General features: G+C 70.9%; 23 protein-coding genes. 9 read left to right on the forward strand and 14 right to left on the reverse strand.

Annotated elements, in window-relative coordinates; genetic code table 11:
* Window positions 1–11: 11 nt before the first annotated feature.
* From AC06E6_RS12650 to AC06E6_RS12660, 3 genes are all read right to left on the reverse strand, one after another.
* Window positions 12–2,237: a S9 family peptidase gene (locus tag AC06E6_RS12650; RefSeq protein WP_478061574.1), complete on the reverse strand. Its 2,226-nt coding sequence runs from the start codon at window positions 2,235–2,237 to the stop codon at window positions 12–14.
* An 86-nt stretch (window positions 2,238–2,323) separates the two neighbouring features.
* A complete protein-coding gene (locus tag AC06E6_RS12655) occupies window positions 2,324–2,467 on the reverse strand; it encodes a hypothetical protein (RefSeq protein ID WP_161615619.1) in 144 nt (47 codons plus the stop codon).
* A 130-nt stretch (window positions 2,468–2,597) separates the two neighbouring features.
* Complete coding sequence (locus AC06E6_RS12660; protein WP_240212519.1) at window positions 2,598–3,287, reverse strand: glutathione binding-like protein; 690 nt, start codon at window positions 3,285–3,287, stop codon at window positions 2,598–2,600.
* Window positions 3,288–3,396: 109 nt separating this feature from the next.
* Here AC06E6_RS12660 and AC06E6_RS12665 point away from each other — a divergent pair, with 109 nt between their 5' ends.
* Window positions 3,397–3,978, forward strand: coding sequence for a TIGR00645 family protein (locus AC06E6_RS12665; RefSeq protein ID WP_104939895.1), 582 nt, complete (start codon window positions 3,397–3,399; stop codon window positions 3,976–3,978).
* Window positions 3,979–4,179: 201 nt separating this feature from the next.
* Complete coding sequence (locus AC06E6_RS12670) at window positions 4,180–5,175, forward strand: energy transducer TonB (RefSeq protein ID WP_104939896.1); 996 nt, start codon at window positions 4,180–4,182, stop codon at window positions 5,173–5,175.
* A gap of 653 nt (window positions 5,176–5,828) precedes the next feature.
* Here AC06E6_RS12670 and AC06E6_RS12675 read toward each other — a convergent pair.
* The 8 genes from AC06E6_RS12675 to AC06E6_RS12710 form a co-directional block, all read right to left on the reverse strand.
* Window positions 5,829–7,022, reverse strand: coding sequence for an ABC transporter permease (locus tag AC06E6_RS12675; protein WP_161614630.1), 1,194 nt, complete (start codon window positions 7,020–7,022; stop codon window positions 5,829–5,831).
* Window positions 7,019–7,774, reverse strand: coding sequence for an ABC transporter ATP-binding protein (locus AC06E6_RS12680; protein ID WP_161614629.1), 756 nt, complete (start codon window positions 7,772–7,774; stop codon window positions 7,019–7,021). The genes AC06E6_RS12675 and AC06E6_RS12680 overlap by 4 nt, the downstream gene beginning before the upstream one ends.
* 31 nt (window positions 7,775–7,805) lie before the next feature.
* Window positions 7,806–9,338, reverse strand: coding sequence for an alpha/beta hydrolase (locus tag AC06E6_RS12685; protein ID WP_240212520.1), 1,533 nt, complete (start codon window positions 9,336–9,338; stop codon window positions 7,806–7,808).
* A gap of 66 nt (window positions 9,339–9,404) precedes the next feature.
* Complete coding sequence (locus AC06E6_RS12690; RefSeq protein WP_104939899.1) at window positions 9,405–9,602, reverse strand: helix-turn-helix transcriptional regulator; 198 nt, start codon at window positions 9,600–9,602, stop codon at window positions 9,405–9,407.
* Between the two features lie 10 nt (window positions 9,603–9,612).
* A complete protein-coding gene (locus AC06E6_RS12695) occupies window positions 9,613–10,194 on the reverse strand; it encodes a hypothetical protein (protein WP_240212521.1) in 582 nt (193 codons plus the stop codon).
* A gap of 3 nt (window positions 10,195–10,197) precedes the next feature.
* On the reverse strand, window positions 10,198–10,341 hold the full coding sequence (locus AC06E6_RS12700; RefSeq protein ID WP_240212522.1) for a hypothetical protein: 144 nt from the start codon (window positions 10,339–10,341) through the stop codon (window positions 10,198–10,200).
* Between the two features lie 171 nt (window positions 10,342–10,512).
* Entirely contained in the window at window positions 10,513–11,673 is a 1,161-nt protein-coding gene (locus AC06E6_RS12705; RefSeq protein WP_240212523.1) for a GGDEF domain-containing protein, read from the reverse strand.
* Window positions 11,674–11,757: 84 nt separating this feature from the next.
* Window positions 11,758–12,507 (reverse strand): FAD-binding oxidoreductase, encoded by a 750-nt coding sequence (locus AC06E6_RS12710; protein WP_240212524.1) that lies wholly within the window; start codon window positions 12,505–12,507, stop codon window positions 11,758–11,760.
* A 99-nt stretch (window positions 12,508–12,606) separates the two neighbouring features.
* On the opposite strand from AC06E6_RS12710, the gene AC06E6_RS12715 reads away from it, so the two are divergent.
* Genes AC06E6_RS12715 through AC06E6_RS12730 form a run of 4 tightly spaced genes read left to right on the forward strand, consistent with a single transcriptional unit; the run spans window position 12,607 to window position 16,241 of the window.
* Window positions 12,607–13,560 carry an ABC transporter ATP-binding protein gene (locus AC06E6_RS12715; protein WP_104939903.1) on the forward strand — a complete coding sequence of 318 codons (954 nt, stop codon included), beginning with the start codon at window positions 12,607–12,609 and terminating at the stop codon, window positions 13,558–13,560.
* A complete protein-coding gene (locus tag AC06E6_RS12720; protein ID WP_104939904.1) occupies window positions 13,557–14,351 on the forward strand; it encodes an ABC transporter permease in 795 nt (264 codons plus the stop codon). Before AC06E6_RS12715 ends, AC06E6_RS12720 begins: the two co-directional genes overlap by 4 nt.
* A 40-nt stretch (window positions 14,352–14,391) precedes the next feature.
* Window positions 14,392–15,330: a 2-dehydropantoate 2-reductase gene (gene panE, locus AC06E6_RS12725; RefSeq protein WP_240212525.1), complete on the forward strand. Its 939-nt coding sequence runs from the start codon at window positions 14,392–14,394 to the stop codon at window positions 15,328–15,330.
* Window positions 15,327–16,241: an NAD-dependent epimerase/dehydratase family protein gene (locus AC06E6_RS12730; protein ID WP_478061581.1), complete on the forward strand. Its 915-nt coding sequence runs from the start codon at window positions 15,327–15,329 to the stop codon at window positions 16,239–16,241. Before panE ends, AC06E6_RS12730 begins: the two co-directional genes overlap by 4 nt.
* Here the strand turns inward: AC06E6_RS12730 and AC06E6_RS12735 are convergent.
* Complete coding sequence (locus AC06E6_RS12735) at window positions 16,238–17,050, reverse strand: TatD family hydrolase (RefSeq protein WP_478061583.1); 813 nt, start codon at window positions 17,048–17,050, stop codon at window positions 16,238–16,240. The two genes, AC06E6_RS12730 and AC06E6_RS12735, sit on opposite strands and share 4 nt — an antisense overlap.
* A 77-nt stretch (window positions 17,051–17,127) precedes the next feature.
* Between AC06E6_RS12735 and hrpB the strand changes: the two genes are divergently transcribed.
* Both hrpB and AC06E6_RS12745 read left to right on the forward strand, forming a co-directional pair.
* Window positions 17,128–19,629, forward strand: coding sequence for an ATP-dependent helicase HrpB (gene hrpB / locus AC06E6_RS12740; RefSeq protein WP_240212528.1), 2,502 nt, complete (start codon window positions 17,128–17,130; stop codon window positions 19,627–19,629).
* 246 nt (window positions 19,630–19,875) lie between these two features.
* Complete coding sequence (locus AC06E6_RS12745; protein ID WP_240212529.1) at window positions 19,876–20,229, forward strand: mitochondrial import receptor subunit TOM20; 354 nt, start codon at window positions 19,876–19,878, stop codon at window positions 20,227–20,229.
* A gap of 38 nt (window positions 20,230–20,267) precedes the next feature.
* Here the strand turns inward: AC06E6_RS12745 and AC06E6_RS12750 are convergent, their stop codons facing one another.
* Window positions 20,268–20,810, reverse strand: a complete 543-nt coding sequence (locus tag AC06E6_RS12750) for a pseudouridine synthase (RefSeq protein ID WP_240212530.1) — start codon at window positions 20,808–20,810, stop codon at window positions 20,268–20,270.
* Window positions 20,811–20,978: 168 nt separating this feature from the next.
* The gene (locus AC06E6_RS12755) at window positions 20,979–21,848 is read right to left on the reverse strand and encodes a class I SAM-dependent methyltransferase (protein ID WP_478061584.1); all 870 of its coding nucleotides are present in this window, start codon (window positions 21,846–21,848) and stop codon (window positions 20,979–20,981) included.
* A 101-nt stretch (window positions 21,849–21,949) separates the two neighbouring features.
* Here AC06E6_RS12755 and AC06E6_RS12760 point away from each other — a divergent pair, with 101 nt between their 5' ends.
* Entirely contained in the window at window positions 21,950–22,906 is a 957-nt protein-coding gene (locus tag AC06E6_RS12760) for an aldo/keto reductase (protein WP_240212531.1), read from the forward strand.
* The last annotated feature ends 41 nt before the right edge of the window (window positions 22,907–22,947 follow it).

A 22,947-nucleotide genomic window follows, 5' to 3' on the forward strand; every position in this document is an offset into this window, starting at 1 on the left:
TCCTGTCCGGCTCAGGGCTTGAGGCAGCGCGCGAGGAAGTCCTCGGCGACGCGGTAGCGGTGCAGCGCGTTGCTGCCGGACAGGCCATGCTTGGCGCCCGGGTAGGTCATCAGTTCGAACGGCTGGCCGCGCTTCTGCAGCGCGCTCATCAGATTGGTCGAGTGGGTGAACAGCACGTTGTCGTCGGCCATCCCATGGATCAGCAGCAGCGGCGAGGTCAGCCCATCGATGTGGGTGAGGATGCGCCCTTCGCGGTAACCGTCGGGGTTGGCCGCCGGCAGGTTCATGTAGCGCTCGGTGTAGTGCGTGTCGTACAGGCCCCAGTCGGTGACCGGCGCGCCGGCCACGCCGCAGGCGTACTGGTCCGACGCCTTGGCCAGCAGCATCAGGGTCATGTAGCCGCCGTTGGACCAGCCCTGCACGCCGATGCGCGCACCGTCCACCCACGGCTGCCGCTTCAGCCATTCCACGCCCTTGAGCTGGTCGGCCACTTCCACCGTGCCCTGCACGCCGTACAGCGCGCCGCCGAAGTCGCGGCCGCGGCGCGGCGTGCCGCGGTTGTCCAGCGAGAACACCACGTAGCCGTGCTGCGCCAGGTACTGGTTGAACAGGTGGTCGCCGCGGCCGGGCCAGCTGTCGGTGACCGTCTGCGACGCCGGGCCGCCATACACGTAGACCGCCACCGGGTACTGCTTCGCCGGGTCGAAGCCGGCCGGCTTGATCAGGCTGTAGTGCAGCTCGGTGCGGCCATCGGCGGCGGTGAGCGTGCCGTACTCGACCGGCCGCTGCGCGTCGCGGTACTTCGCGTACGGATGCGCCGGGTCGGCCAGGTCGTTGTCCAGCAGCGTGGCGATCTTCTCGCCATTGGCGCGGTACAGCTCGATCTGCGGCGGCGTGGTGCTGTTGGACCAGCTGTCCACGTAGACGCTGGCGTTGTTGGCGAACGCGGCGCTGTGCATGCCCCCCGCGCGCGAGAGCTTCACCGGCGCGCCGCCGGCCAGCGGCACGGCATGGATCTCGCTGCGCAGCGGCGACTCGATCCCGGCGCGGAAATAGACCTTGCCCGCGTCCTCGTCCACCGCCAGCAGTTCGTCCACCGGCCAGGCGCCGGAGGTCAGCGGGGTCAGCGTGGCGCCGTCCTCGCTGGCCAGGTACAGGTGCTCGAAGCCGCTGCGCTCGGACGACCACACGAAGCGGCCATCCTTGAGGAAGCGCAGGTCGTTGTGCAGCGGCACCCAGGTCCGGCTGGTCTCGGTGACCAGGGTGCGCTGGCGGCCGTCGGCCAGCGTGGTCTCTATCAGTTCCAGCGTCTTCTGGTCGCGGCTCTGGCGCTGGAAGGTCAGGCGCTGCGGGTCGCGCCAGGTGACGCGGGCCAGGTAGATGTCCTGCTCCCTGCCCAGGTCGACCCACTTCGGCGCGGCACCGGCACGCGGTGCGACCACACCGAGCTTGACCCGCACGTTGGGGTCGCCGGCCGCCGGGTAGCGCTGTTCGATCATCTCCACGCGGTCGGCGTACATCTCATAGCGCTTCTGCGCCGGCACCGGCGATTCATCGATGCGGGCGAAGGCGATCGCCGAGTCGTCCGGTGCCCACCAGTAGCCGGTGTGGCGGTCCATTTCCTCGTCGGCGACGAATTCGGCCACGCCGTTGCCGATGGTGGCGCTGCCGTCGCGGGTCAGCTGCAGCGGCTTGCCGTTGGCCAGGTCGATCACCCACAGGTTGCGCTCGCGCACGAAGCTGACGAACCCGCCCCTGGGCGAGATCTTCGGGTCGGTGGCGAAGCCTTCGCCGTGGGTGAGCTGGCGCACCGCGTCGCGGCCCTGCCGGCCCAGGTCGTACAGGTAGAGTTCGCCGCCGAGCGGGAACAGCAGGGTCTTCGCATCGGGCGACCACTGGTAATCGACGATGCCGGTCATCGCCGCGATGCGCTGGCGTTCACGCCGCGCCTTTTCCTCGTCGCTCAGGGTCTCGGTGCCGGGCAGCACCACCTTGGAATCGACCAGCAGCCGGGTCTGGCCGCTGGCGATGTCGTATTCCCACAGGTCCAGCTGGTTGCGGTCGCTGTCCTTGCCGCGCAGGAAGGTCACACGCGAACCATCCGGCGCCACCTTGGGCTTCATCAGCGTCGGCCCGGACAGCGGCGCGCTGCCGGTGATGGCTTCCAGGGTGAGTTTTTCGGCGTGGACGGCGGGCGTGGCGAGCATCATGGCAAGGGCGAGGAACAAGGGGCGCATGGGCTTCCTGTCATGGACAGCATGGATCGCACCATCCTAGCCGAGCCCGCCCGCGCCTGCCCCCTGCCGTCAGTCCCGCCCGCGGCTCAGCGCTGGTTGCGCTGCTCCTCGCGCAGCCGGCGACGGATGAAGAACACCGTGAAAACCGGAATCCCCAGGATGATCAACGCCCCGCAGATCGTCAGCCAGCCCACCGGTTGCGTCAGCATGTCGCGCAGTATCGGATGCATCGTCCCCTCCCCGTGCCGTTGTCGATAGAGGCAGCGTAGGGAGGGCTGCCGTGGCTGGCCTTGCGTTGGATCAATCCGGACGGCGGGCCGGCCTGCGGCCATTGGCCGCAGGCCGCCACGGCACCGCGGCTCAGCGCTTGCCGAACAGGTGCTGCCGCTCCTCCTCGCTCAGCGGCTTGCCGGCGTCCGGGTTCACCGTCGGGCCGAGCGCGTAGGCGCGCTGCGTGGCCGGGCGCATGGCGATGGCCTGGTGCCAGCGGTGCAGGTGCGGGAAGGCGTCGAAGTCGGCCGGCAACTTGCTGTAGGCGCCGATCCACGGGTAGCTGGCCATGTCGGCGATGCCGTACTCGTCGCCGCCCAGGTAGGCCGATTCGGACAGGCGCTTGTCCATCACCCGGTGCAGGCGCCGTACCTCGCTGTCGTAGCGCTCGATGGCATAGGCGATGCGCTCAGGCGCATACACGTTGAAGTGGCCCATCTGCCCGCTCATCGGCCCCAGCCCGCCCATCTGCCAGAACAGCCACTCCAGCGCGGTGGCGCGACCGCGCAGGTCGCTCGGCAGGAAGCGGCCGGTCTTCTCGGCCAGGTACAGCAGGATCGCGCCGGACTCGAACACGCTCAGCGGCGCGCCGCCGTCGGCCGGTGCATGGTCGACGATCGCCGGCATCTTGTTGTTCGGCGAAATGGCGAGGAACTCGGGCTGGAACTGGTCGCCCTTGCCGATGTTGACCGGTACCAGACGGTACGGCAGCCCGGCCTCTTCCAGGAACAGGGTGATCTTGTGGCCGTTGGGGGTGGGCCAGTAATAGAGGTCGATCATGAATGCGTCTCCGTGGGGGGAACCGTCACCGGGGATCGATACGGTAACGCTTGGCAGCCTACCGGACGACCGTTAACCTGCCGCCTTCCCGCAACGCAGCATTCCTGCCATGTCCGAACACAAACCGCTCAGCCCCCTCCCGGCCCTGATCTTCGCCTCGCGCTGGCTGCAGTTGCCGCTCTATCTCGGCCTGATCATCGCCCAATGCGTCTACGTGTTCCTGTTCGGCAAGGAACTGTGGCACCTGATCCACGACGCCAACGCCCTGGGCGAGCAGCAGATCATGCTGATCGTGCTCGGCCTGATCGACGTGGTGATGATCTCCAACCTGCTGGTGATGGTGATCGTCGGCGGCTACGAGACCTTCGTCTCGCGCCTGGGCCTGCAGGGTCACCCGGACCAGCCGGAGTGGCTCAGCCACGTCAACGCATCGGTACTGAAGGTGAAGCTGGCGATGGCGATCATCGGCATCTCCTCGATCCACCTGCTCAAGACCTTCATCGAGGCCGGGCAGCTGGGGCTGCCGCTGTGCGGGTCGGAAGCGGCCACGGGCGTTGCGTGTACCAAGTTCACCTCCACCGGGGTGATGTGGCAGACCATCATCCACTGCGTGTTCATCCTGTCGGCGGTCGGCATCGCCTGGACCGACAAACTGATGTCCAACGGGCATTCCAAACAGAACGGGCACTGATCGACGCCCCCGCGCGGCCGCTGGCCCCGCCGTGCGGCGGCCATCGGCGGCAGCGCCATGCGCCCCCCGCCTCGTGCAACCCGGGGCGGCAATGCTAGATTCTCCCTTCGCACCGGGTCCGGCCGACGTGGGGAAACGCCGCGCATCCATGACGGCCCGGGCGAACCACCATTCGCGTTCGTCGATTCAAGGGGAAGATTGATGTCGTACGTCACGATCCACGGCAAAGCGCGCCTGCTGGCGCCCGCCCTGCTGGCCGTCGCCCTGGCGGCCTGCTCGGGCAAGGACGATTCCGCCCCGGCGGCTGCCGCCGGCACGCCCGCCAGCCCCGCCGCGACCCCCGCCGAGCCCGCGGTTTCGGCCAAGGTGCAGTCGATGGGCACCGACCAGCTGCGCGACTCGGCCAGCACCGCACTGCGCGAGAACCGCATGTACGCGCCGGCCGGCGACAACGCCATGGAGTACTACCTGGCCCTGCGCGACAAGCTGCCCGACGACGCGGCAGTCAAGAGCGCGCTGACCGACCTGCAGCCCTACACCCTGATCGCCGCCGAGCAGAGCCTGGCGCGCGAGGACTTCCCCGAAGCGCAGCGCCTGGTGGCGCTGATCGAGAAGGTGGACCCGTCGGCACCGGCGCTGCCGCGCCTGAAGCAGGGCATCACCCGCGGCATGGAAGTGGCGGTCAAGCGCACCCAGGAAGAGACCGACAAGGTCAAGAAGGACGCCGAGAACCGCGCCAAGCAGCTGGTCGAACAGCAGCGGCTGGCACAGCAGCAGGCCGCCGAGGCCAGTGCCGCGCAGCAGCTGGCCGCGCGCCAGGAAGCGGCGCGCAAGGAAAGCGAGCGGCTGGAGGCCGAGCGCCAGGCCGCGGCCAAGCGCGAGGCCGACGCCCGCGCCGCGGCGCAGCAGGTGGCGGCCGCACCGAAGCCGGCCGCGGCCGCGCCGACCCTGCGCGCGGTGAGCACGCCGGCCCCGCGCTACCCCGCCGACGCGCTGCGGTCGGGCACTTCCGGCGAAGTGCTGGTGGAACTCACCATCGGTACCGACGGCTCGGTGACCGATGCCCGCGTGCTGCGTGCCAACCCGCCGCGGGTATTCGACCGCGAGGCGCTGAACGCGGTCCGGCGCTGGCGCTTCGAGCCGATTTCCAGCCCGACCACCACCCGCCGCACGCTGGCATTCCAGCCCAACCAGTAGCCGCAGGAGGCTTACCGGCGGAAGGCGTGTGCGACGAAGCGTGCGCCGGGCATTGAAGCGTGCGCGGCAAGCCGCGCACCTACGAAGGCGGAAGGCCCGGAGCGATCCGGGCCTTCATTTCGTTGCGGGTCCGGAATGTTCCGTCCGTAGAGGCGGGGCTTGCCCCGCCTGGGCCTTGCCGATGCGGCACGTGAAGCGTGCGCGGCAAGCATTGAAGCGTGCGCGGCAAGCCGCGCACCTACGAGGACGAAAGGCCCGGAACGATCCGGGCCTTCATTTCGTTGCGGGTCCGGAATGCTCCAAAATGCTCCCATTCGTAGAGGCGGGGCTCGCCCCGCCTGGACCTTGCCGCCGCGGCAGGTGAAGCGTGCGCGGCAAGCATTGAAGCGTGCGCGGCAAGCCGCGCACCTACGAGGGCGGAAGGCCCGGGGCGATCCGGCCTCCATTCTTGTTGCGGGACCGAAGCGTTCCCATTCGTAGCGGCGGGGCTTGCCCCGCCTGGGCCTTCGCCGCGGCGCGTGAAGCGTGCGCGGCAAACATTGAAGCGTGCGCGGCAAGCCGCGCACCTACGAAGACGGAACGCCCGGAGCACCCACAAAAACGAAAGGCCCGGAGCGATCCGGGCCTTTCGCTTCTCCTGCGCCGATGTGGGCTCAGCCCGAGATCGCCAGCTTTTCCTGTTTGTAGCGCCACACCGCCATGGCCCACAGCACCACGGTCAGCAGCAGCGAGGCCCCGAGGTAGACGCCCCACTGCTCGGCGCCCGGCATTTCGCCGCGGGTCACCTTCACCAGCATCTGGTTCTGCGACAGGAACGGCACCGCGTACTGCCACAGCTGGGTGTCCTTCAGCGGATAGGCCATCAGCGCGTAGCCAGGCATCATCGCCATCATCATCAGCCAGACGATGTGGCTCTGCGCTTCCTTCATGCTCTTGGCGCCGGCAGCCAGGCAGGTCAGCAGCGCGGTGCCGATCAGCACCAGCGGCAGCAGCACCAGTAGCAGCTTGCCCATCGCCATGAAGCTCACGTCCAGCGAACTGCCCACGCCACGGCCGAGGCTGGCGCTGAACTTGAACGACAGCAGGATCAGCAGGATCGCGGTCAGCCCGACCAGGGTCGATGCCAGCATCTTGCCGCTGACCAGGGCGCCGCGTGGCGCCGGGGTGGCCAGCAGCGGTTCCAGCGACTGCCGTTCGCGCTCGCCGGCGGTGGTGTCCATGACCAGGTGCGAGCCACCGATGAAGGCGGACATCATCAACAGGATCGGCAGGATGACCGACAGCAGGATGCCGCGCTTGGCCTCGGCGGTGGCCAGGTCGCGCGTGCCCACGCTGACCGGCATGGCCACCGCGGGATTGACGCCGCGCGCCATCAGCCGCAGTGCGCCCACCTGCTGGCCGTAGGCCGCCAGCACCTTGCGCACGCGCGCCACCTGCACGTCGCTGGTGCGGCGGGTGGTGTCGGCGACGACCTCGACCTTGGCCGGCTTGCCGGCATGCCAGTCGTCGGCGAAGTCCGCCGCGACCACCAGCGCCACGTCCTCGCGCTGGGCGCGGATGCGGGCTTCGTAGTCGTCCGGCGCCTCGCGCGGGGTGATGCCCTGGCTGGCCAGGAACGCCATCAGGTTGGGCGCGCGCTCCATGCCGACCACGGACAGCGCCATGTCCTTTTCCAGCTGGTTGGACACCCGCAGGTTGCTGAGCTTGTCGATGCCCAGGAACAGCAGCGGGTACAGCAGCGGCGCGATGAACAGGGTCAGGAAGAAGGTGCGGCGGTCGCGGGCGAAATCGCGCAGCTCCTTGCGCATCACCGTGAACATGCTGCCAATGAATCCGGTCTTGTTCATGCGTGCAGGCCCTCTTCGCTGCCGATCAGCTTGACGAACGCGTCTTCCAGGTTGCTCTCGCCGGCATGCTCACGCAGCTCGTCCGGCGTGCCCTGCGCCACCACGCGGCCATGGGCGACGATGACGATGCGGTCGCACAGCGCCGCCACCTCCTGCATGATGTGGCTGGAGAAGATCACGCAGCGGCCTTCGCCGCGCAGCTCCTTGAGGAAACCGCGCAGGCCGCGGGTGGTCATCACGTCCAGGCCGTTGGTCGGTTCGTCGAGAATCACGTTCTTCGGGTCGTGCACCAGCGCGCGGGCGATGGCGGTCTTGGTGCGCTGGCCCTGGCTGAAGCCTTCGGTCGAGCGGTCGAGGAAGTCCTCCATCTGCAGCGCCGCGGCCAGGCGCGCGATGCGCGCGGCGATCGCCGCCGCATCCATGCCATGCAGCTGGCCGAAGTACTCGATGTTCTCGCGCGCGGTCAGGCGCTTGTACACGCCGCGCGCGTCCGGCAGCACGCCCAGGCTGCGGCGCACCGTGTCGGGGTCGGCCGCGGCGTCCACGCCATCGACCATGACCTTGCCGGTCTCGGGGGTCATCAGCGTGTAGAGCATGCGCAGCGTGGTGGTCTTGCCGGCGCCGTTGGGGCCGAGCAGGCCGGTGATCTGGCCGTCGTGGGCGGTGAAGCCGACGTCGTCCACCGCGATCACCGGCGTCTTGTCCTTGCCCTTGCCGGGGAAGGTCTTGCGGAGTCGTTCTGCAACGATCATGGAAGCGGATTCCTCAGGGGTGCGTGGACGGTCACGGTTCCCAGCCATTGAAGCTGGTGAACGGCGGCACGTAGGTGAGTTTTTCCAGGCAGGTGGCATCGAGCGCGGCGGCGTCGGTGGTGTCGACGAACTGCGCGAACAGCTTGGGCATGCAGCCGGCGCCGATGACCGCGTGGCCCTGGCCGCGCAGCACGAACAGGCGCCCCTTGGGCAGCTGCTTGGCCACCTCCTCGCCATAGCGCGGCGGGGTGACCGGATCGAACTCGCCTTCCAGCACCAGCGCGGGCACCGCGGTGGCCAGGGGCGTGTGGAAATCGGCCGGCATCCGGCCCTTCGGCCAGGTGCTGCACATCGCCGCCAGGCTATCGGCCATGCGGTTGCCGAGCACGGTGTCCGCGTCCTCGGCGCGGGCGGCCATGCCCTGGTCGTCTTCGCTGCAGATCACCGACAGCTGCATGCCCATGGCCATGCTGTCCTTCATGCCGCCCTGCAGCATCTTCGCCAGCGCCATCAGGTCGCCGTAGCGGCCATTGCGCGCCTCGTGGATGAGCTTGGGCAGCAACGCGGCGGCTTCCGGCATGTAGGCGTACATGCGCACCAGCCCGGCGACGGTATCGGCGCGCAGCACGTCCTCGTGCTCCTGCCCGGTGCTGGCATCGCGGTAGCGCACCGTCACCGGGTTGGCGCGCAGTGCGGCCAGCAATGCGTCCAGTTCGGCGCGCGGGTCGCCCAGCGCGGCCTTGCACGCGGGGTTGCCGGTGCATTGGGCGAACTGCAGGGCCAGCGCATCGTCCAGGTTGCGGGCGAAGATGTTGCCCAGCTGCAGGGTGTTGGGCACCACCGAGTCGAGCACGATGCTGCGCGTGCTGGCCGGGTGGCGCATGGCGTACTGCTGCGCGACGCGGGTGCCGTAGCTGACACCGACCAGGTTGATCTGCGCCGCGCCGATCGCCTGGCGCACCGCGTCCAGGTCGGCCACCGCGTCGGTGGTGGTGTAGTGGCGCAGGTCGGCCTTGCCCGACAACGCCGCCACGCAGGCGGCGGCGCTGGCCTGCATCGCCTCGACGCTGGCGTCGTCGTCCTCCGGCGGCTCGCACGACAACAGGTTGGATTTGCCGGTGCCGCGCTGGTCGAGCAGGATCACGTTGCGCCGCTTGCGCACCTCGGCGAAGGCCGGGTCGATCTGCGGATAGCTCTGCGTGGCGGACTGCCCGGGGCCGCCGGCCAGGAAGAACACCGGGTCCGGCAGCGCGCTTTCGGGCTTGTCCGGGGTCAGCAGCGCGATGTTCAGCGCGATCTTGCGGCCCTGCGGGTTGCCGCGGTCCTCGGCGACCTCGAAGGTGGTGCACTGGGCTTCCAGGCTGTCGCGGCTGTTCGGCGAATCGAGGGTGCACGGACGGAACGCGAGGCTGCCGAGCATCAGCGGCTTGACCTCCGCCTCGGTGGCGGGCAGCGGCGCCTTGGCGGCCTCGGCCTCATCGGGTGCGGGCTTGAGCGCGCGGTAGCCGAGCACGGCGCCAAGCGCGGCCACCGCCAGGAGGATACGGGTCTTGCGGGACATCATCGGAACAGCCCCTTGTGGTTGATGGAACGGGTTGGGTCCTGCCAGCCCAAGACGGGGCTGGCGGCGTCATGTGACAGCGGGAAAGAAAATATCCTCGATCCTGGCATCGAACAGGCGGGCGATGCGAAACGCCAGCGGCAGGCTGGGGTCGTACTTGCCGGTCTCCAGCGCGTTGACCGTCTGCCGCGAGACCTCCAGCCGCTCGGCCAGTTCCCCTTGCGACCAGCCGTGGGCTTCGCGCAGTTCACGCAGTCGGTTGTCCATGCCGGTCGGTTCAACCGTAGCGCCGGGAGACGACGATCTTGGCCAGGCCGTAGGCCAGGCACACCAGCGGGAACACCCAGATCATCGCCGCGCTGGCCGCCACGTCCAGCACCCGCGCCGATTGCAGCAGGCCGCCGGTGAGATACAGCAGCGAGACGAACGCCGCGGCGAAGCTGACCGCCTGCAGCTCGATGCGCTGCTGCAGTTCGTCGGCGTCGCGGATGTAGCGGATCATCGCCCGCAGGGTCATCGCGATCGGCGGCACCGGCAGCAGCGCGATGCAGGCACGCAGCGCGGTGCCTTCCACGCGCTTGAGCAGCAGGATCGACAGCACCAGCAGCACCACGTAGCCGCTCATGGCGATCATCATCTCGCGGCTGTAGCGCCGGCGCAGCGCCAGCGGCGCGGTGTCGCAGGCATTGGGCAGCTGCCGCCGCAGCAGCAGCACGAACAACAGGCCCACGGCCACGCCGAGGCAGATCCCGCCCAGCATGTCGGCGCTGTCGCCCGGCATCAGCCGCAGCAGCGCCAGGCCCGTCGCCGCGGTGGCGAAGGCGGCGGCGATGATCCAGCGGTCGAGTGCGCGTGCCATGGTTCAGCCCCCTCCGCGCACGCGCGCCAGCACCACCCGGCCCGCCGCGACGGTGGCCGTGCGTCCAGCGACGAACACGACCTGGCCGGTCGCGGCGACGCACGCGAACGCCGCGCCGGTACCTGCCTGGCTTACTGCTGCTTTCATGTCCGCGCCCCCCATGGCCCCATCCTTGTCAAGCAAGCTTTACAGGAGGATGCAGCGGCCATCCGCCATCTGTCAAGCGAGCTTTACAGCCCGGTGCCGCGCGGGCGCCGCCATCGACGGGCCCGCTGCCGGCGCGGATGCGGCCGGACGCTCAAGGTCGCGGCGCCGGCGCTACCCCAGGTCGCCGGCAACGCGGTTGCGGCCAGCGGCCTTGGCCCGGTACAGCGCCGCATCGGCCCGCGCCAGCAGGCTCTCCAGCCCGGGCACGGCATCGGCGACGGCCACGCCGATGCTGGCGGTGATGACGATCGTGCCGCCATCGCGCTGCAGCGGGCTGGCCTCCAGGGTCGCGCGCAGGCGTTCGGCCAAGGCCATCGCCTGTTCCATGCCGGTGTCCGGCAGCAGCAGCACGAACTCCTCGCCGCCATAGCGGCCGAGCAGCTGGTCGCGGCCGCGCAGGGAGCGCCGCAGGGTCCGTGCGGCGTGGTGCAGCACCTCGTCCCCGACCGGATGGCCGCGGGTGTCGTTGATCCGCTTGAAGTGGTCCAGGTCCAGCAGCATCGCCGCGAACGGCTGCTGCTGGTGCAGGCTCTGCGCCAGCTGCTGCTCGCCGTCGCCCATCAGCGCGGTGCGGTTGAGCAGCCCGGTCAGGCCGTCGCGACGGGCCAGCCGGCGCAGGTCCACCATCTGCCGCTCGACGATCAGCAGCACCAGCGCGAAGGTGTGGGCGAGCATCACGAACATGCCGCCGACGTAGGTGACGTTCATCGGCAGGCCGGCGCGCAGGATGTCGCCATCGGCGCCGGGCGCGACCGGGATCAGCGCCCGCACCAGGAACAGCGCCGCATCCAGCAGGAACACCACCGCCGCCAGCCGGCAGCTGCGGCGCACGTCGACCGGGGCATGGCGCAGCAGCAGCCAGGCCTCCCAGGTCTTCCAGATGATGATCAGCCCGCTGTACAGCGCCAGGCGGATGCCGAGGTCGGGCCTGGCCACGCTGAACCAGGCGATCGCCAGCAGGTAGCCTGCGCCCAGCACCAGGGCCGGGCGCACCGGCGCGCGGCGGCCGACATGCAGGGCCACGCCGAACAGCATCAGCATGCTGCCCAGCACCGCGAATCCGTTGCGCGCCAGGATGCCCACCGCCACCGGCAGCGGCAGCGGCACGCTGACCAGCACCGTGCTGGCCGCGCCCGCCCACATGCTTGCGGCCCACAGCCGGGGCACGGTCTGGCGGCGCAGGACCAGCAGGATCAGCGAAAAACCGGCGGCCAGGCCGATGTTCAGCAGCAGGCCGATGGCGGCGATGGTGGGAAAGTCCAGCGTGGTCATGCCCGGTGTCCTTGCGTCGAGCGGCACCGCCGAGGGTGGAGCAGCCTGCCGGATCATCGCGCCGCGTGGCGCGTGGGCACAAGCCTACTTGCTGCTGACGTACTTCTCGCGGCGCAGTTGCGGCAGCGGCAGGCCGGCCGCGCGGAGCGCCTCGAAACAGGCATCGACCATGACCGGGTTGCCGCACAGGTAGGCGATGTCGCGGGCCGGGTCCGGGGCGATTTCGGCCAGCTGCTGCTGCACGTAGCCGCTGCGCACGTCCGGGTGCGGATCGGCCGGCAGCTCGCGCGACAGGCACGGCATGTAGCGGAAGCCCGGGTGGGCATCGGCGAAGGCGCGGAAATCATCGGCGTACAGCAGTTCGGCCGGGGTACGCGCGCCCTGCAGCAGCACCACTTCCACCCCGCGCCCGGCCATCGCCCTGGCCAGCAGCGGCAGCATCGAGCGGTACGGGGTGACGCCGGTGCCGGTGGCGATCAGCAGGTAACGGCCGTTGTGGTCGCCCGGCTGCAGGCAGAAGCGCCCGAACGGGCCGCTGGCGGTGACGCACTGGCCGGTCTCCAGGCCCTCGAACAGGGCCGTGGCGGCACCGCCGGGCACGAAGCTGACCGCGATGTCCACCGCGTCGCCCGGGCCGAGCGCGTGGTCGTGGAGGGTCGCCAGCGAGTAGCTGCGCTTGGTGGCGGTGCCGTCGGCGTAGTGGAAGTGCACCTGGATGAACTGCCCGGGCTGGAAATCCAGCGGCTGGCCGTCGTCGCGGACGAACTGGTAATGACCGACGGTGGGCGCCAGCATGCGGCGACCGACCAGCTTGAGGGGGAATTGGACAGGCACGAACGGGAAACAGTGTGTAGCCGGGCTGGTGCCGCGGGGCCTCCTATAATAGCCCCTCGCACTCATCCGGCGCCGTCACCCCGGCGCGAAGGCCCGAGCTTGGACTCCCGAATCCCTCCCGTCGCGCCGGCACTGCGCGTCCATGATCTCCGCAAGACCTACGACAACGGCGTGGAGGCGCTCAAGGGCGTCTCGCTGGAGGTCGCCCCGGGCGATTTCTTCGCCCTGCTCGGCCCCAACGGCGCCGGCAAGTCCACCCTGATCGGCATCGTCTCGTCGCTGGTGAACCTGAGCGCGGGCAGCGTGCAGGTGTTCGGCACCGACCTGGTGGCCGAACGCAGCGCGACCATGCGCCTGATCGGGCTGGTGCCGCAGGAGATCAACTTCAACCTGTTCGAAAAGCCCTTCGACATCCTGGTCAACTACGCCGGGTTCTACGGCATCCCGCGCGCCGAGGCCGAGGCCCGCGCCGAGCAGGAGCTCAAGCGCGCGCACCTGTGGAACAAGGCGCAGATGATGAGCCGCACGCTGTCCGGCGGCATGAAGCGGCGGTTGATGATCGCCCGCGCGATGATGACCCGCCCGCGCCTGCTGATCCTGGACGAGCCCACCGCCGGGGTGGACATCGAGATCCGCCGCGACATGTGGAAGACGCTGCAGGAGATCAACGCCGCCGGCACCACCATCATCCTCACCACGCACTACCTGGAAGAGGCCGAGCAGCTGTGCCGCAACCTGGCCATCATCAACCACGGCCGGATCGTCGAGCAGGGGCCGATGCGCGCGCTGCTGGCCAAGCTGGACGTGGAAGGGTTCGTGCTGGACATCGACGGCGAGCTGCCGGCGCAGCTGCCGCACATCGAAGGCGCGCAGCTGGCCGCGGTCGACGCGCACACCCTGGACCTGGACATGCCGCGGGCGATGGACCTGAACCGCGTGTTCGACGCGCTGGGCGCCGCCGGCATCCGCGTGCGCTCGATGCGCACCAAGAGCAACCGCCTGGAGGAGCTGTTCGTGCGCCTCACCGGCAACCTGGAGAACACCGCCGCATGAGCACGCCCGCTCCCCTGACCGACAGCGCCCGCAACCGCGTGGCGCTGGGCACCATCGTCCGCCGCGAGGTCAACCGCATCCTGCGCATCTGGGGCCAGACCCTGGTGCCGCCGGCCATCACCATGACCCTGTACTTCCTGATCTTCGGTGGCCTGATCGGCTCGAAGATCGGCGACATGGGCGGCTACAGCTACATGCAGTTCATCGTGCCCGGGCTGGTGATGATGAGCGTGATCCAGAACAGCTACGGCAACATCAGCTCCTCGTTCTTCGGCGCCAAGTTCGGCCGCCACGTCGAGGAACTGCTGGTCAGCCCGATGCCGAACTGGGTGATCCTGTGGGGCTACGTCGCCGGTGCGGTGCTGCGCGGGCTGATGGTCGGCGCCATCGTGCTGATGATCGCGCTGTTCTTCACCCGCGTGCACGTGCCGCATCCGCTGGTGACGCTGAGCACGGTGCTGCTGGGGTCGACGATCTTCTCGCTGGCCGGCTTCATCAACGCGGTGTACGCCAAGAAGTTCGACGACGTGGCCATCGTGCCGACCTTCATCCTGACCCCGCTGACCTACCTGGGCGGCGTGTTCTACTCGGTCACGCTGCTGCCGGGCTGGGCACAGGCGCTGACCAAGGCCAACCCGATCTTCTACATGGTCAACGCGTTCCGCTATGGCCTGCTGGGCACCAGCGACGTGCCGCTGTGGGTGTCCTACGCGCTGATGCTCGGCTTCGTCGCCGCGCTGACCGCGCTGTCGCTGTGGCTGCTGCGGCGCGGCGTCGGCCTGCGCAGCTGAGCGCGCCCGTTTTTTCCCTGATCCCGATGGAGCCGGCAACATGCGCATCCTGATCCTTGGCGCCGGCGGTACCGGCGGCTACTTCGGCGGCCGCCTGGCCCAGGCCGGCGGCGACGTGACCTTCCTGGTGCGGCCGGCGCGCGCGGCGCAGCTGCAGCGCGACGGGCTGGTGATCCGCAGCCCGCTCGGCGACGCCGCGTTCGCGGTGGCGCATGTCACCGCCGACGCGCTGCCGGCCGTGGCCGCGGCGCGGCCGTTCGACCTGGTGGTGCTCAGCTGCAAGGCCTATGACCTGGACAGCTCGATCGAGGCCATTGCACCGGCGATGGGCGCGGACACCACGCTGTTGCCGATCCTCAACGGCCTGCGCCACTACCCCGCGCTGGACGCCCGCTTCGGCCGCGCGGCGGTGCTCGGCGGGCTGTGCTTCATCAGTGCCACCAAGGCCGCGGACGGTGCCATCGTGCACCTGGACCGGCCGGCGCGGCTGACCTTCGGCGAGCGCGACGGCGCCGGTGCAAGCGCACGCGTCGCCGCCCTGGCGGGCGCATGCCAGTCCGCCGGCATCGACCATCTCGCCACGGACGACATCGCCGGCGAGCAGTGGATCAAGTTCACCTTCCTCGCCGCGCTGGCCGCCGCCACCTGCGCAATGCGCGCCGATGTCGGCCACATCGTCGCCACCGACCACGGCGTCGCGTTCCTGCAGGCGCTGTACGGCGAATGCCTGGCCGCGGCCGCGCACGCCGGCCAGCCGATACCGGCCAAGGCGCAGGAGATCGCCCTGTCGGCGCTGACCCGGGCCGGCTCGCCGATCAAGGCGTCGATGCTGCGCGACCTGGAGGCCGGCCAGCCGGTGGAAGCGGCGCACATCGTCGGCGACATGCTCGACCGCGCACTGGCCGCCGCACACTCCGCGCCGCACCTGCGCGCTGCGTACTGCCATCTGCAGGCCTACGAAGCGCAGCGGCACGCATGACCACCGCCGGGGCGCTGCCGCAGCGGGTGCTGATCCTGGGGCTGGGCTTTGCCGGGCGCGCGCTTGCGCTGCACCTGCAGGCGCTGGGCGTCGCGGTGGCGGGCACGGTGCGCGATCCGGCGGCCGCGCCCGGCGATGGCATCGCGCGCCACCGCCTGCATCCGGACCACGCCCCCGACCCGGCGCTGCTGGCCGCCGTCGCCCGCGCCGACGCGGTGCTGTGCAGCGTGCCGCCCGACGCCGATGGCGACCCCGCGCTGCGCCTGCTCGGCGCTGCCCTGCAGGCCAGCCCGGCGCTGCGCTGGGTGGGCTACCTGTCCTCGACCGGGGTCTACGGCGACCGCGGCGGCGGCTGGGTCGACGAACACGCCGAAGCCGATGCCGGCGATGCCGTCGCGCTGCGGCGGCTGCGCGCCGAAGCGCAATGGCGCGCGCTGGCCGCCGCGCGCGGCATCGCCTCGGCCACGTTGCGCCTGCCCGGCCTGTACGGCCGCGGCCGCAACGCGCTGGTGCGGCTGGCCCAGGGCAACGCGCGCCACATCGTGCGGCCCGGGCTGGTGTTCAACCGGCTGCACGTCGATGACCTGGCCGAAGCGGTGGTCGCGGCGATGCGCCGTCCGCTCCGCGATGCGTTGTACCTGCCGGCGGACGACGAACCGGCACCGCCGCAGGACGTGCTGGCGCATGCGGCGCGGCTCGGCGGCTTCGCGATGCCGCCGGCGCAGGCCTGGGATGACGCCTCGCTGGAGCCGATGCTGCGCCGCTTCCATGCGAGCAACAAACGCATCGACAGCCGTGGCACGCGCCAGGCGCTGCAATGGCAGCCGCGTTTCCGCAGCTACCGCGAGGGGTTGGCGGACGCCTGGGAAGCGGGCGACGGGCGCCCCGGTCCGGCCGGCCCCACGCCCTAGCCGGCCTCGGGCAGGCGGAAGAACGCGCGGGTGGCAGCGGTGGCGTTGGCCGCGGTGAGCGTCACCGGCTCGCCGCGGTCGCGTGCCAGCTCCTCGACGATGTGTGCCAGGAACGCCGGTTCATTGCGGCGGTCCTTGGGCAACGGCCGCAGCGTGCGCGGCAGCAGGTAGGGCGCGTCGGTCTCGATCATCAACCGCCCGGCCGGGATGTGCTTCACCAGCTCGCGCAGGTGCGCGCCGCGGCGCTCGTCGCACAGCCAGCCGGTGATGCCGATATGCCAGTCGCGGTCCAGGTAGTCGAACAGCTCGCGGCGCTCGGCGGTGAAGCAGTGCACCACCGCCGGGCCCAGCCGGCCGTCGAAGTTCTTCATCATCGCCAGGAAATCGTCGTGCGCGTCGCGCTGGTGCAGGAACAGCGGCTTGCCCACGCCGTCCACGGCAAGGTCCGCGGCCAGCTGCAGCTGCCGCTCGAACGCGCGGCGCTGGGCCGGTCGCGGCGAGAAATCGCGGTTGTAGTCCAGTCCGCATTCGCCCACCGCGACCACTTCCGGGTGCGCGTGCAGCGCACGCATCTGCGCGTCGCATTCATCGGTGTATTCGACCGCGTGGTGCGGATGCACCCCGGCGGTGGCGTACAGGAACCCCGGATGCCGCTGCGCCAGCGCCAGCGCCAGCGGCGAGTGCTCGCGGCTGGCGCCGGTCACCACCATCTGCGCCACGCCGGCGGCACGCGCGCGCTCCAGCACCGCGTCCAGGTCATGGGCAAAGGACTCGTGGGTGAGGTTGGCGCCGATGTCGATCAGTTGCATGGCCGTGGGCAGGGGTGCGGAGACGGGAACCGCGCATTGTAGGCGGTCGCGCCGGCACGAACCCTTATCCTTGCGCGATGGCTCGCCCCGACTTCCCCATTTCCCCGCTGCTGCCGGCCATCGCCGACAGCCTGGCCGCGCACCCGCGGCTGGTACTCGAAGCCCCGCCCGGTGCCGGCAAGACCACCCAGGTGCCGCTGGCGCTGCTCGAAGCGCCCTGGCTGCAGGGCGGCCGCATTCTGATGCTGGAGCCGCGCCGCGTCGCCGCGCGCAGCGCCGCCCAGTTCATGGCCCGGCAGCTCGGCGAAGCGGTCGGCGAGACCGTCGGCTACCGCATCCGCTTCGAGAACAAGGTTTCCGCGCGCACCCGCATCGAGGTCGTCACCGAGGGCATCCTCACCCGCATGCTGCAGGACGACCCGCTGCTGGAAGGCGTCGGCGCGCTGCTGTTCGACGAATTCCACGAGCGCCACCTGTCCGCCGACCTCGGCCTGGCCCTGGCGCTGGACGTGCAGGCCGGGCTGCGCGAGGACCTGCGCGTCGTGGTGATGTCGGCCACCCTCGACGGTGAGCGGCTGGCGGCGTTCCTGGACGCGCCGCGCCTGTCCAGCGAGGGCCGCGGCTTTCCGGTGGAGATCACGCATTTCCCGGCGCGGCGCGACGAGGCGCTGGAAGCGCAGGCGCGGCGCGCGGTCGAGCACGCGCTGGCGGCGCATCCGGGCGACGTGCTGGTATTCCTGCCGGGCCAGCGCGAGATCGCGCGCGTGCAGGCCGCGCTGGAGCCGGTGCTCCCCGCCGCCACGGACGTCCTGCCGCTGCACGGCGAACTGCCGGTCGAGCAGCAGTCGCGGGTGCTGCAGCCCGACCCCGACGGCCGCCGCCGCGTGGTGCTGGCCACCAACGTCGCCGAATCCTCGGTGACCCTGCCCGGCGTGCGCGTGGTGGTCGACGCCGGCCTCGCGCGCGAGCCGCGTTACGACCCCAACAGCGGCTTTTCCCGGCTGGACGCGGTGGCGATCTCGCAGGCCTCGGCCGACCAGCGCGCCGGCCGTGCCGGCCGCGTGGCCGCCGGCTGGGCGCTGCGGCTGTGGCCGCAATCGCAGCGGCTGGAACCGCAGCGGCGCCCGGAGATGGCACAGGTGGAGCTGGCCGGGCTGGCGCTGGAGCTGGCCGCCTGGGGCAGCGACGCGCTGCGCTTCGTCGATCCACCACCGGCCGGCGCGCTGGCCGCCGCGCGCGAGCTGCTGCAGCGGCTTGGCGCGCTCGACGGCACCGCGATCACCGGCAGCGGCCGGCGCATGCTGGCGCTGGGCACCCACCCACGGCTGGCGGCGATGCTGCTCGCCGCGGCCAATCCGCGCGAACAGGCCCTGGCCGCCGATCTGGCCGCACTGCTGGAGGCGCGCGACCCGCTGCGCCAGGGCGGCGATGCGCTGGCCGCCCGCTGGCGCGCGCTGGCCGCGTTCCGCAACGGGCGCGCCCCGCACGATGCCAGCCGCAGCGCCCTGGCCGCCATCGACACGGCGGCGCGGCAATGGCGGCGGCGCCTGCGCTGCGATGCCACGCCGCCGGCCGACCTCGAGGCGCACGAACTGGGCGACCTGCTCGCCCACGCCTTTCCCGACCGCATCGCCGCGCGCCATCCCACCGACCCCCTGCGCTACCAGCTGGCCAACGGCCGCAGCGCGCGCCTGTTCGACACCAGCGACCTGCGCGGCGAACCCTGGCTGGTGGTCAGCGAGCTGCGCTTCGAGGCGCGCGACGCGTTGCTGCTGCGCGCCGCGCCGGTGGACGAGGCGCGGCTGCGTGCCGATTTCCCGCAGCGCTTCCAGCAGCGCGACGTGGTGCGCTGGAACGGCGAGCGGCGCGCGCTGGAGGCGCGGCGCGAATCCGGCTTCGACCGCATCGTGCTGGACAGCCGCCCGGCCGGCAGGGTCGATCCGGCACAGGCCGCGCGCGCGCTCACCGACGCGGTGCGCGAACTGGGGCTGGAAGCACTGCCGTGGACCGACGCCCTGCGCCAGTGGCGCTACCGGGTGCAGGGCCTGCGCCAGTGGATGCCGGAACTGGAACTGCCCGACCTGTCCGACGCGGCGCTGCTGGGCACGCTCGACGACTGGCTGCTGCCGGCCTTCGCCGGCAAGACCCGGCTCGACGCGCTGGCCGAAGCGGAGCTGGGCGAAGCACTGAAGTCGCGCATCGACTGGAACCTGCGCCAGCAGATCGACCGCCACGCCCCGGTACGGATCAACGTGCCGTCGGGGCTGGAGCGCGCCATCGACTACGCCCTGGACGACGACGGCATCAGCCCGCGTCCGCCGGTGCTGGCGGTGAAGCTGCAGGAACTGTTCGGCCTGGCCGACACCCCGCGCATCGCCGACGGCCGCGTGCCGCTGCTGCTGCACCTGCTCTCGCCCGGCGGCAAGCCGCTGCAGGTGACCGGCGACCTGCGCAACTTCTGGGAGAACACCTATGCGGAGGTGCGCAAGGAGATGAAGGGCAGGTACCCCCGACATCCGTGGCCTGATGATCCTTGGAGCGCAACTGCCACGCATCGCGCAAAACCTCGCGGGACGTGAAAGATCGTCTCCCGTGGCGACGGTGAAAGGGGAATGGACTATGGATTCATGCCTGACGCGGCCCGACACCCCGTGGCATGCGGATCATCGTAGGTGCGGGGCTCGCCCCGCACGCAACGACCGGAAGGCCGTGTGGGGCGAGCCCCACACCTACGGAGGAGTGCGTCCGCCCCGCTGGTGACTAACATTTCCTGCACGCGCATCCCGCGACACTGCATGCCCGCCCCCGCAACCGAGGATTCCCCCATGAGCAAGTTCAGCGACATCACCGGATCGGCCCTGGAACGGGCCATGGAACTGGCCGGCCACGCCGGCGACAGCCTCAGGCACGGCGGCTCCAACGCCGCCGACTGGCTCAAGGCCGGCGCCGCGATCGGCGCCATGAAGACCGGCGGTCGGGCCGTGGGCCGGGTGGCACGACGCAATCCCACCGCCACCATCGCCGTGGCCGCGGTCGGCCTGGGCCTGATCGGCTACGCGGTCTATCGCAAGAACAAGCGCGACAACGCCGCACTGGAGGCCAAGTCGCAGCAGATCGCCCAGCGCCGCCGCGCGCAGACCACGGTGGACGAGACCAGCGACATCGGCAGCGACGCCTGACCCATGCGGGCGCGCCACGCGGCGCGCCCGTCCCTGTCCTACCCCTGCAACACCCGCCACTGCCCGGGCTGCAGGCCATCGAGCGCATGCGCGCCCATCGCGGCGCGCACCAGGCGCAGCGTCGGCAGGCCCACCGCCGCGGTCATGCGCCGCACCTGGCGGTTGCGGCCCTCGCGCAGGGTGATCGCCAGCCACGCGTCGGGCACGGTCTTGCGGAACCGCACCGGCGGGTCGCGCGGCCACAGCGCCGGCGGTGTTTCCAGCAGCTGCACCCGCGCCGGCAGCGTCGGCCCGTCATTGAGCAGCACGCCGTCACGCAATGCCTGCAGCCGCTCCGGGCTCGGCACGCCTTCCACCTGCACCCAGTAGGTCTTGTCCTGCTTGTGCCGCGGATCGGTCAGGCGGTGCGCCAGGCCGCCGTCGTCGGTGAGCAGCAGCAGGCCTTCGCTGTCGTAGTCCAGGCGCCCTGCCGCGTACACGTTCGAGGGCAGGCCGAACCCGGCCAGCGTCGCCCGTGGCGGCTGGCTGCGGTCGGTGAACTGGCACAGCACGTTGAAGGGTTTGTTGAAGGCGATGAGCATGGCAGCCGGGCAAAACGATGACGATGACGATGACGACGGCAGACGGGGATGGCCGCAGCCGCGGCGTCATCCCCGCGCTGTGCAACCGGCCGCAACGGCAGGGCGCGCGGCCGCCGGCAAGGCGTGCCGCGCGGGCGTCCACGCGCCCAGCCCTGCGTTCGGCCCCGGTCAGGGCTTCACGAAGCGCAGCGTCATCCGGTCACTTTCGCCGATCGCCTTGTACCGGGCGGCATCGGCGGCGTCGTGGTTGTTGGACGGCGGCAGCGTCCACACGCCATTGGGGTGATCCTTGGTGTCGCGCGGGTTGGCGTTGATCTCGCTGCTCTGCTGCAGCCTGAAGCCGGCGGCTTCGGCCATGGCGATCACCTGCGCCTGGCCGACGTAACCGCTCTTGTCGTCGGCGGCGACGTCGGCCTTGGCGCGGTGTTCCACCACGCCCAGCGTGCCGCCGGGCTTGAGCACCGCGAAGAACGCACGGAACATGCCCTCGGCCTGGTCGGCCGCGCGCCAGTTGTGCACGTTGCGGAAGGTCAGCACCACGTCGGCCGAACCCGGCTTGCCCAGCACCGGCGCCGCCGGGTCATAGGCGACCACGGTGGCCTTGTCGAACAGCGCCGGCGCGGCGGCGAACTTCTTCTCCAGCCCGTCGCGGGTACGTTGCTGGTAGTCGCGGCCCTTGCCGGCCGGCAGCGCCATCGGGTCGACCACCGCGGCCACGTACTGGCCGTGGGCACGCAGGTAGGGCGCGAGGATCTCGGCGTACCAGCCGCCGCCCGGGGTGATCTCGACCACGGTCTGCTGCGGCTGCACGCCGAAGAACTCCAGAGTCTGCAGCGGGTGCCGGTACGCGTCGCGCGCGGTATTGGCCGGGCTGCGCCAGTCACCGCCGACCGCGGCCTGCAGCTGCGCGGACGCAGACGCGGCCGGCGCAGCATGCATGGCGGCGTGGTCGTGGCCGGCGTGTGCGTGGTCCTGCGCGGCGGCAGGCAGGGCGGCGAACAGCAGACAGGCGGCAACCAGCGGGGCAATGGTCTTCATCGGGAGATTCCACGGTTGGAGTCCGGCGAGCCTAGCATGCGTGCGCGGCGGGCCGCCGGCCGCTGCGTATATGCTGGAGCGCCGACGCCAAGGAGCTGCGCATGACCCGTTTACGCGAACTCGGCCGTTCCGGCCTGCAGGTGGCCCCCGTCGCCTTCGGCGGCAACGTGTTCGGCTGGAGCGTGGACGAAAAGACCGCCTTCGCCCTGCTGGACGCATTCGTCGAGGCCGGCTTCAACCTGGTCGACAGCGCCGACGTGTATCCGGCGTGGGTGCCGGGCAACACCGGCGGCGAGTCGGAAACCATGATCGGCCGCTGGCTCCGGCGCAGCGGCAAGCGCGACCAGGTGGTGCTGGCGACCAAGGTCGGCAAATGGGCCGAGCGCCCCGGGCTGTCGGCCGGCAACATCCATGCTGCGGCGGAGGATTCGCTGCGGCGCCTGCAGACCGACGTGATCGACCTGTACCAGGCGCACGAGGACGACGCGTCGGTGCCGCTGGAGGAGACCCTGGGCGCCTTCGCGCGCCTGGTCGAGGCCGGCAAGGTGCGCGCCATCGGCGCCTCCAATTACAGCGCCACGCGCCTGCGCGACGCGCTGAAGGTATCGGCCGACTACCACCTGCCGCGCTACGAGAGCCTGCAGCCGGAGTACAACCTCTACGACCGTGCCGGCTACGAAGCGGAACTGGAGCCGCTGGCGCGCGAACAGGGGCTGGGGGTGATCGGCTACTACGCGCTGGCCAGCGGCTTCCTCAGCGGCAAGTACCGCAGCGCCGACGACGCCGGCAAGAGCGGCGCGCGCGGTGCCAGGGTGGTCGCGCGCTACCTGGATGCGCGTGGCCTGCGCATCCTCGCCGCGCTCGACGATATCGCCGCCGCGCACCGGGCGACACCGGCGCAGGTCGCGCTGGCGTGGCTGATCGCGCGGCCCGGGATCACCGCGCCGATCGTCAGCGCCACCGGCGTGGAACAGCTGCACGAGGTGCTCGCCGCCGCGCGGCTGGCACTGTCTGCCGCGGACATCGCCCAGCTCGACACGGCCAGCGCGGGGGACTGAATGCGCCGCGGGTTGAACCCGGCGCCGACGCGGTCGTAGCA

The sequence above is a fragment of the Stenotrophomonas sp. Steno-Z10-HUANG genome (assembly GCF_056393075.1).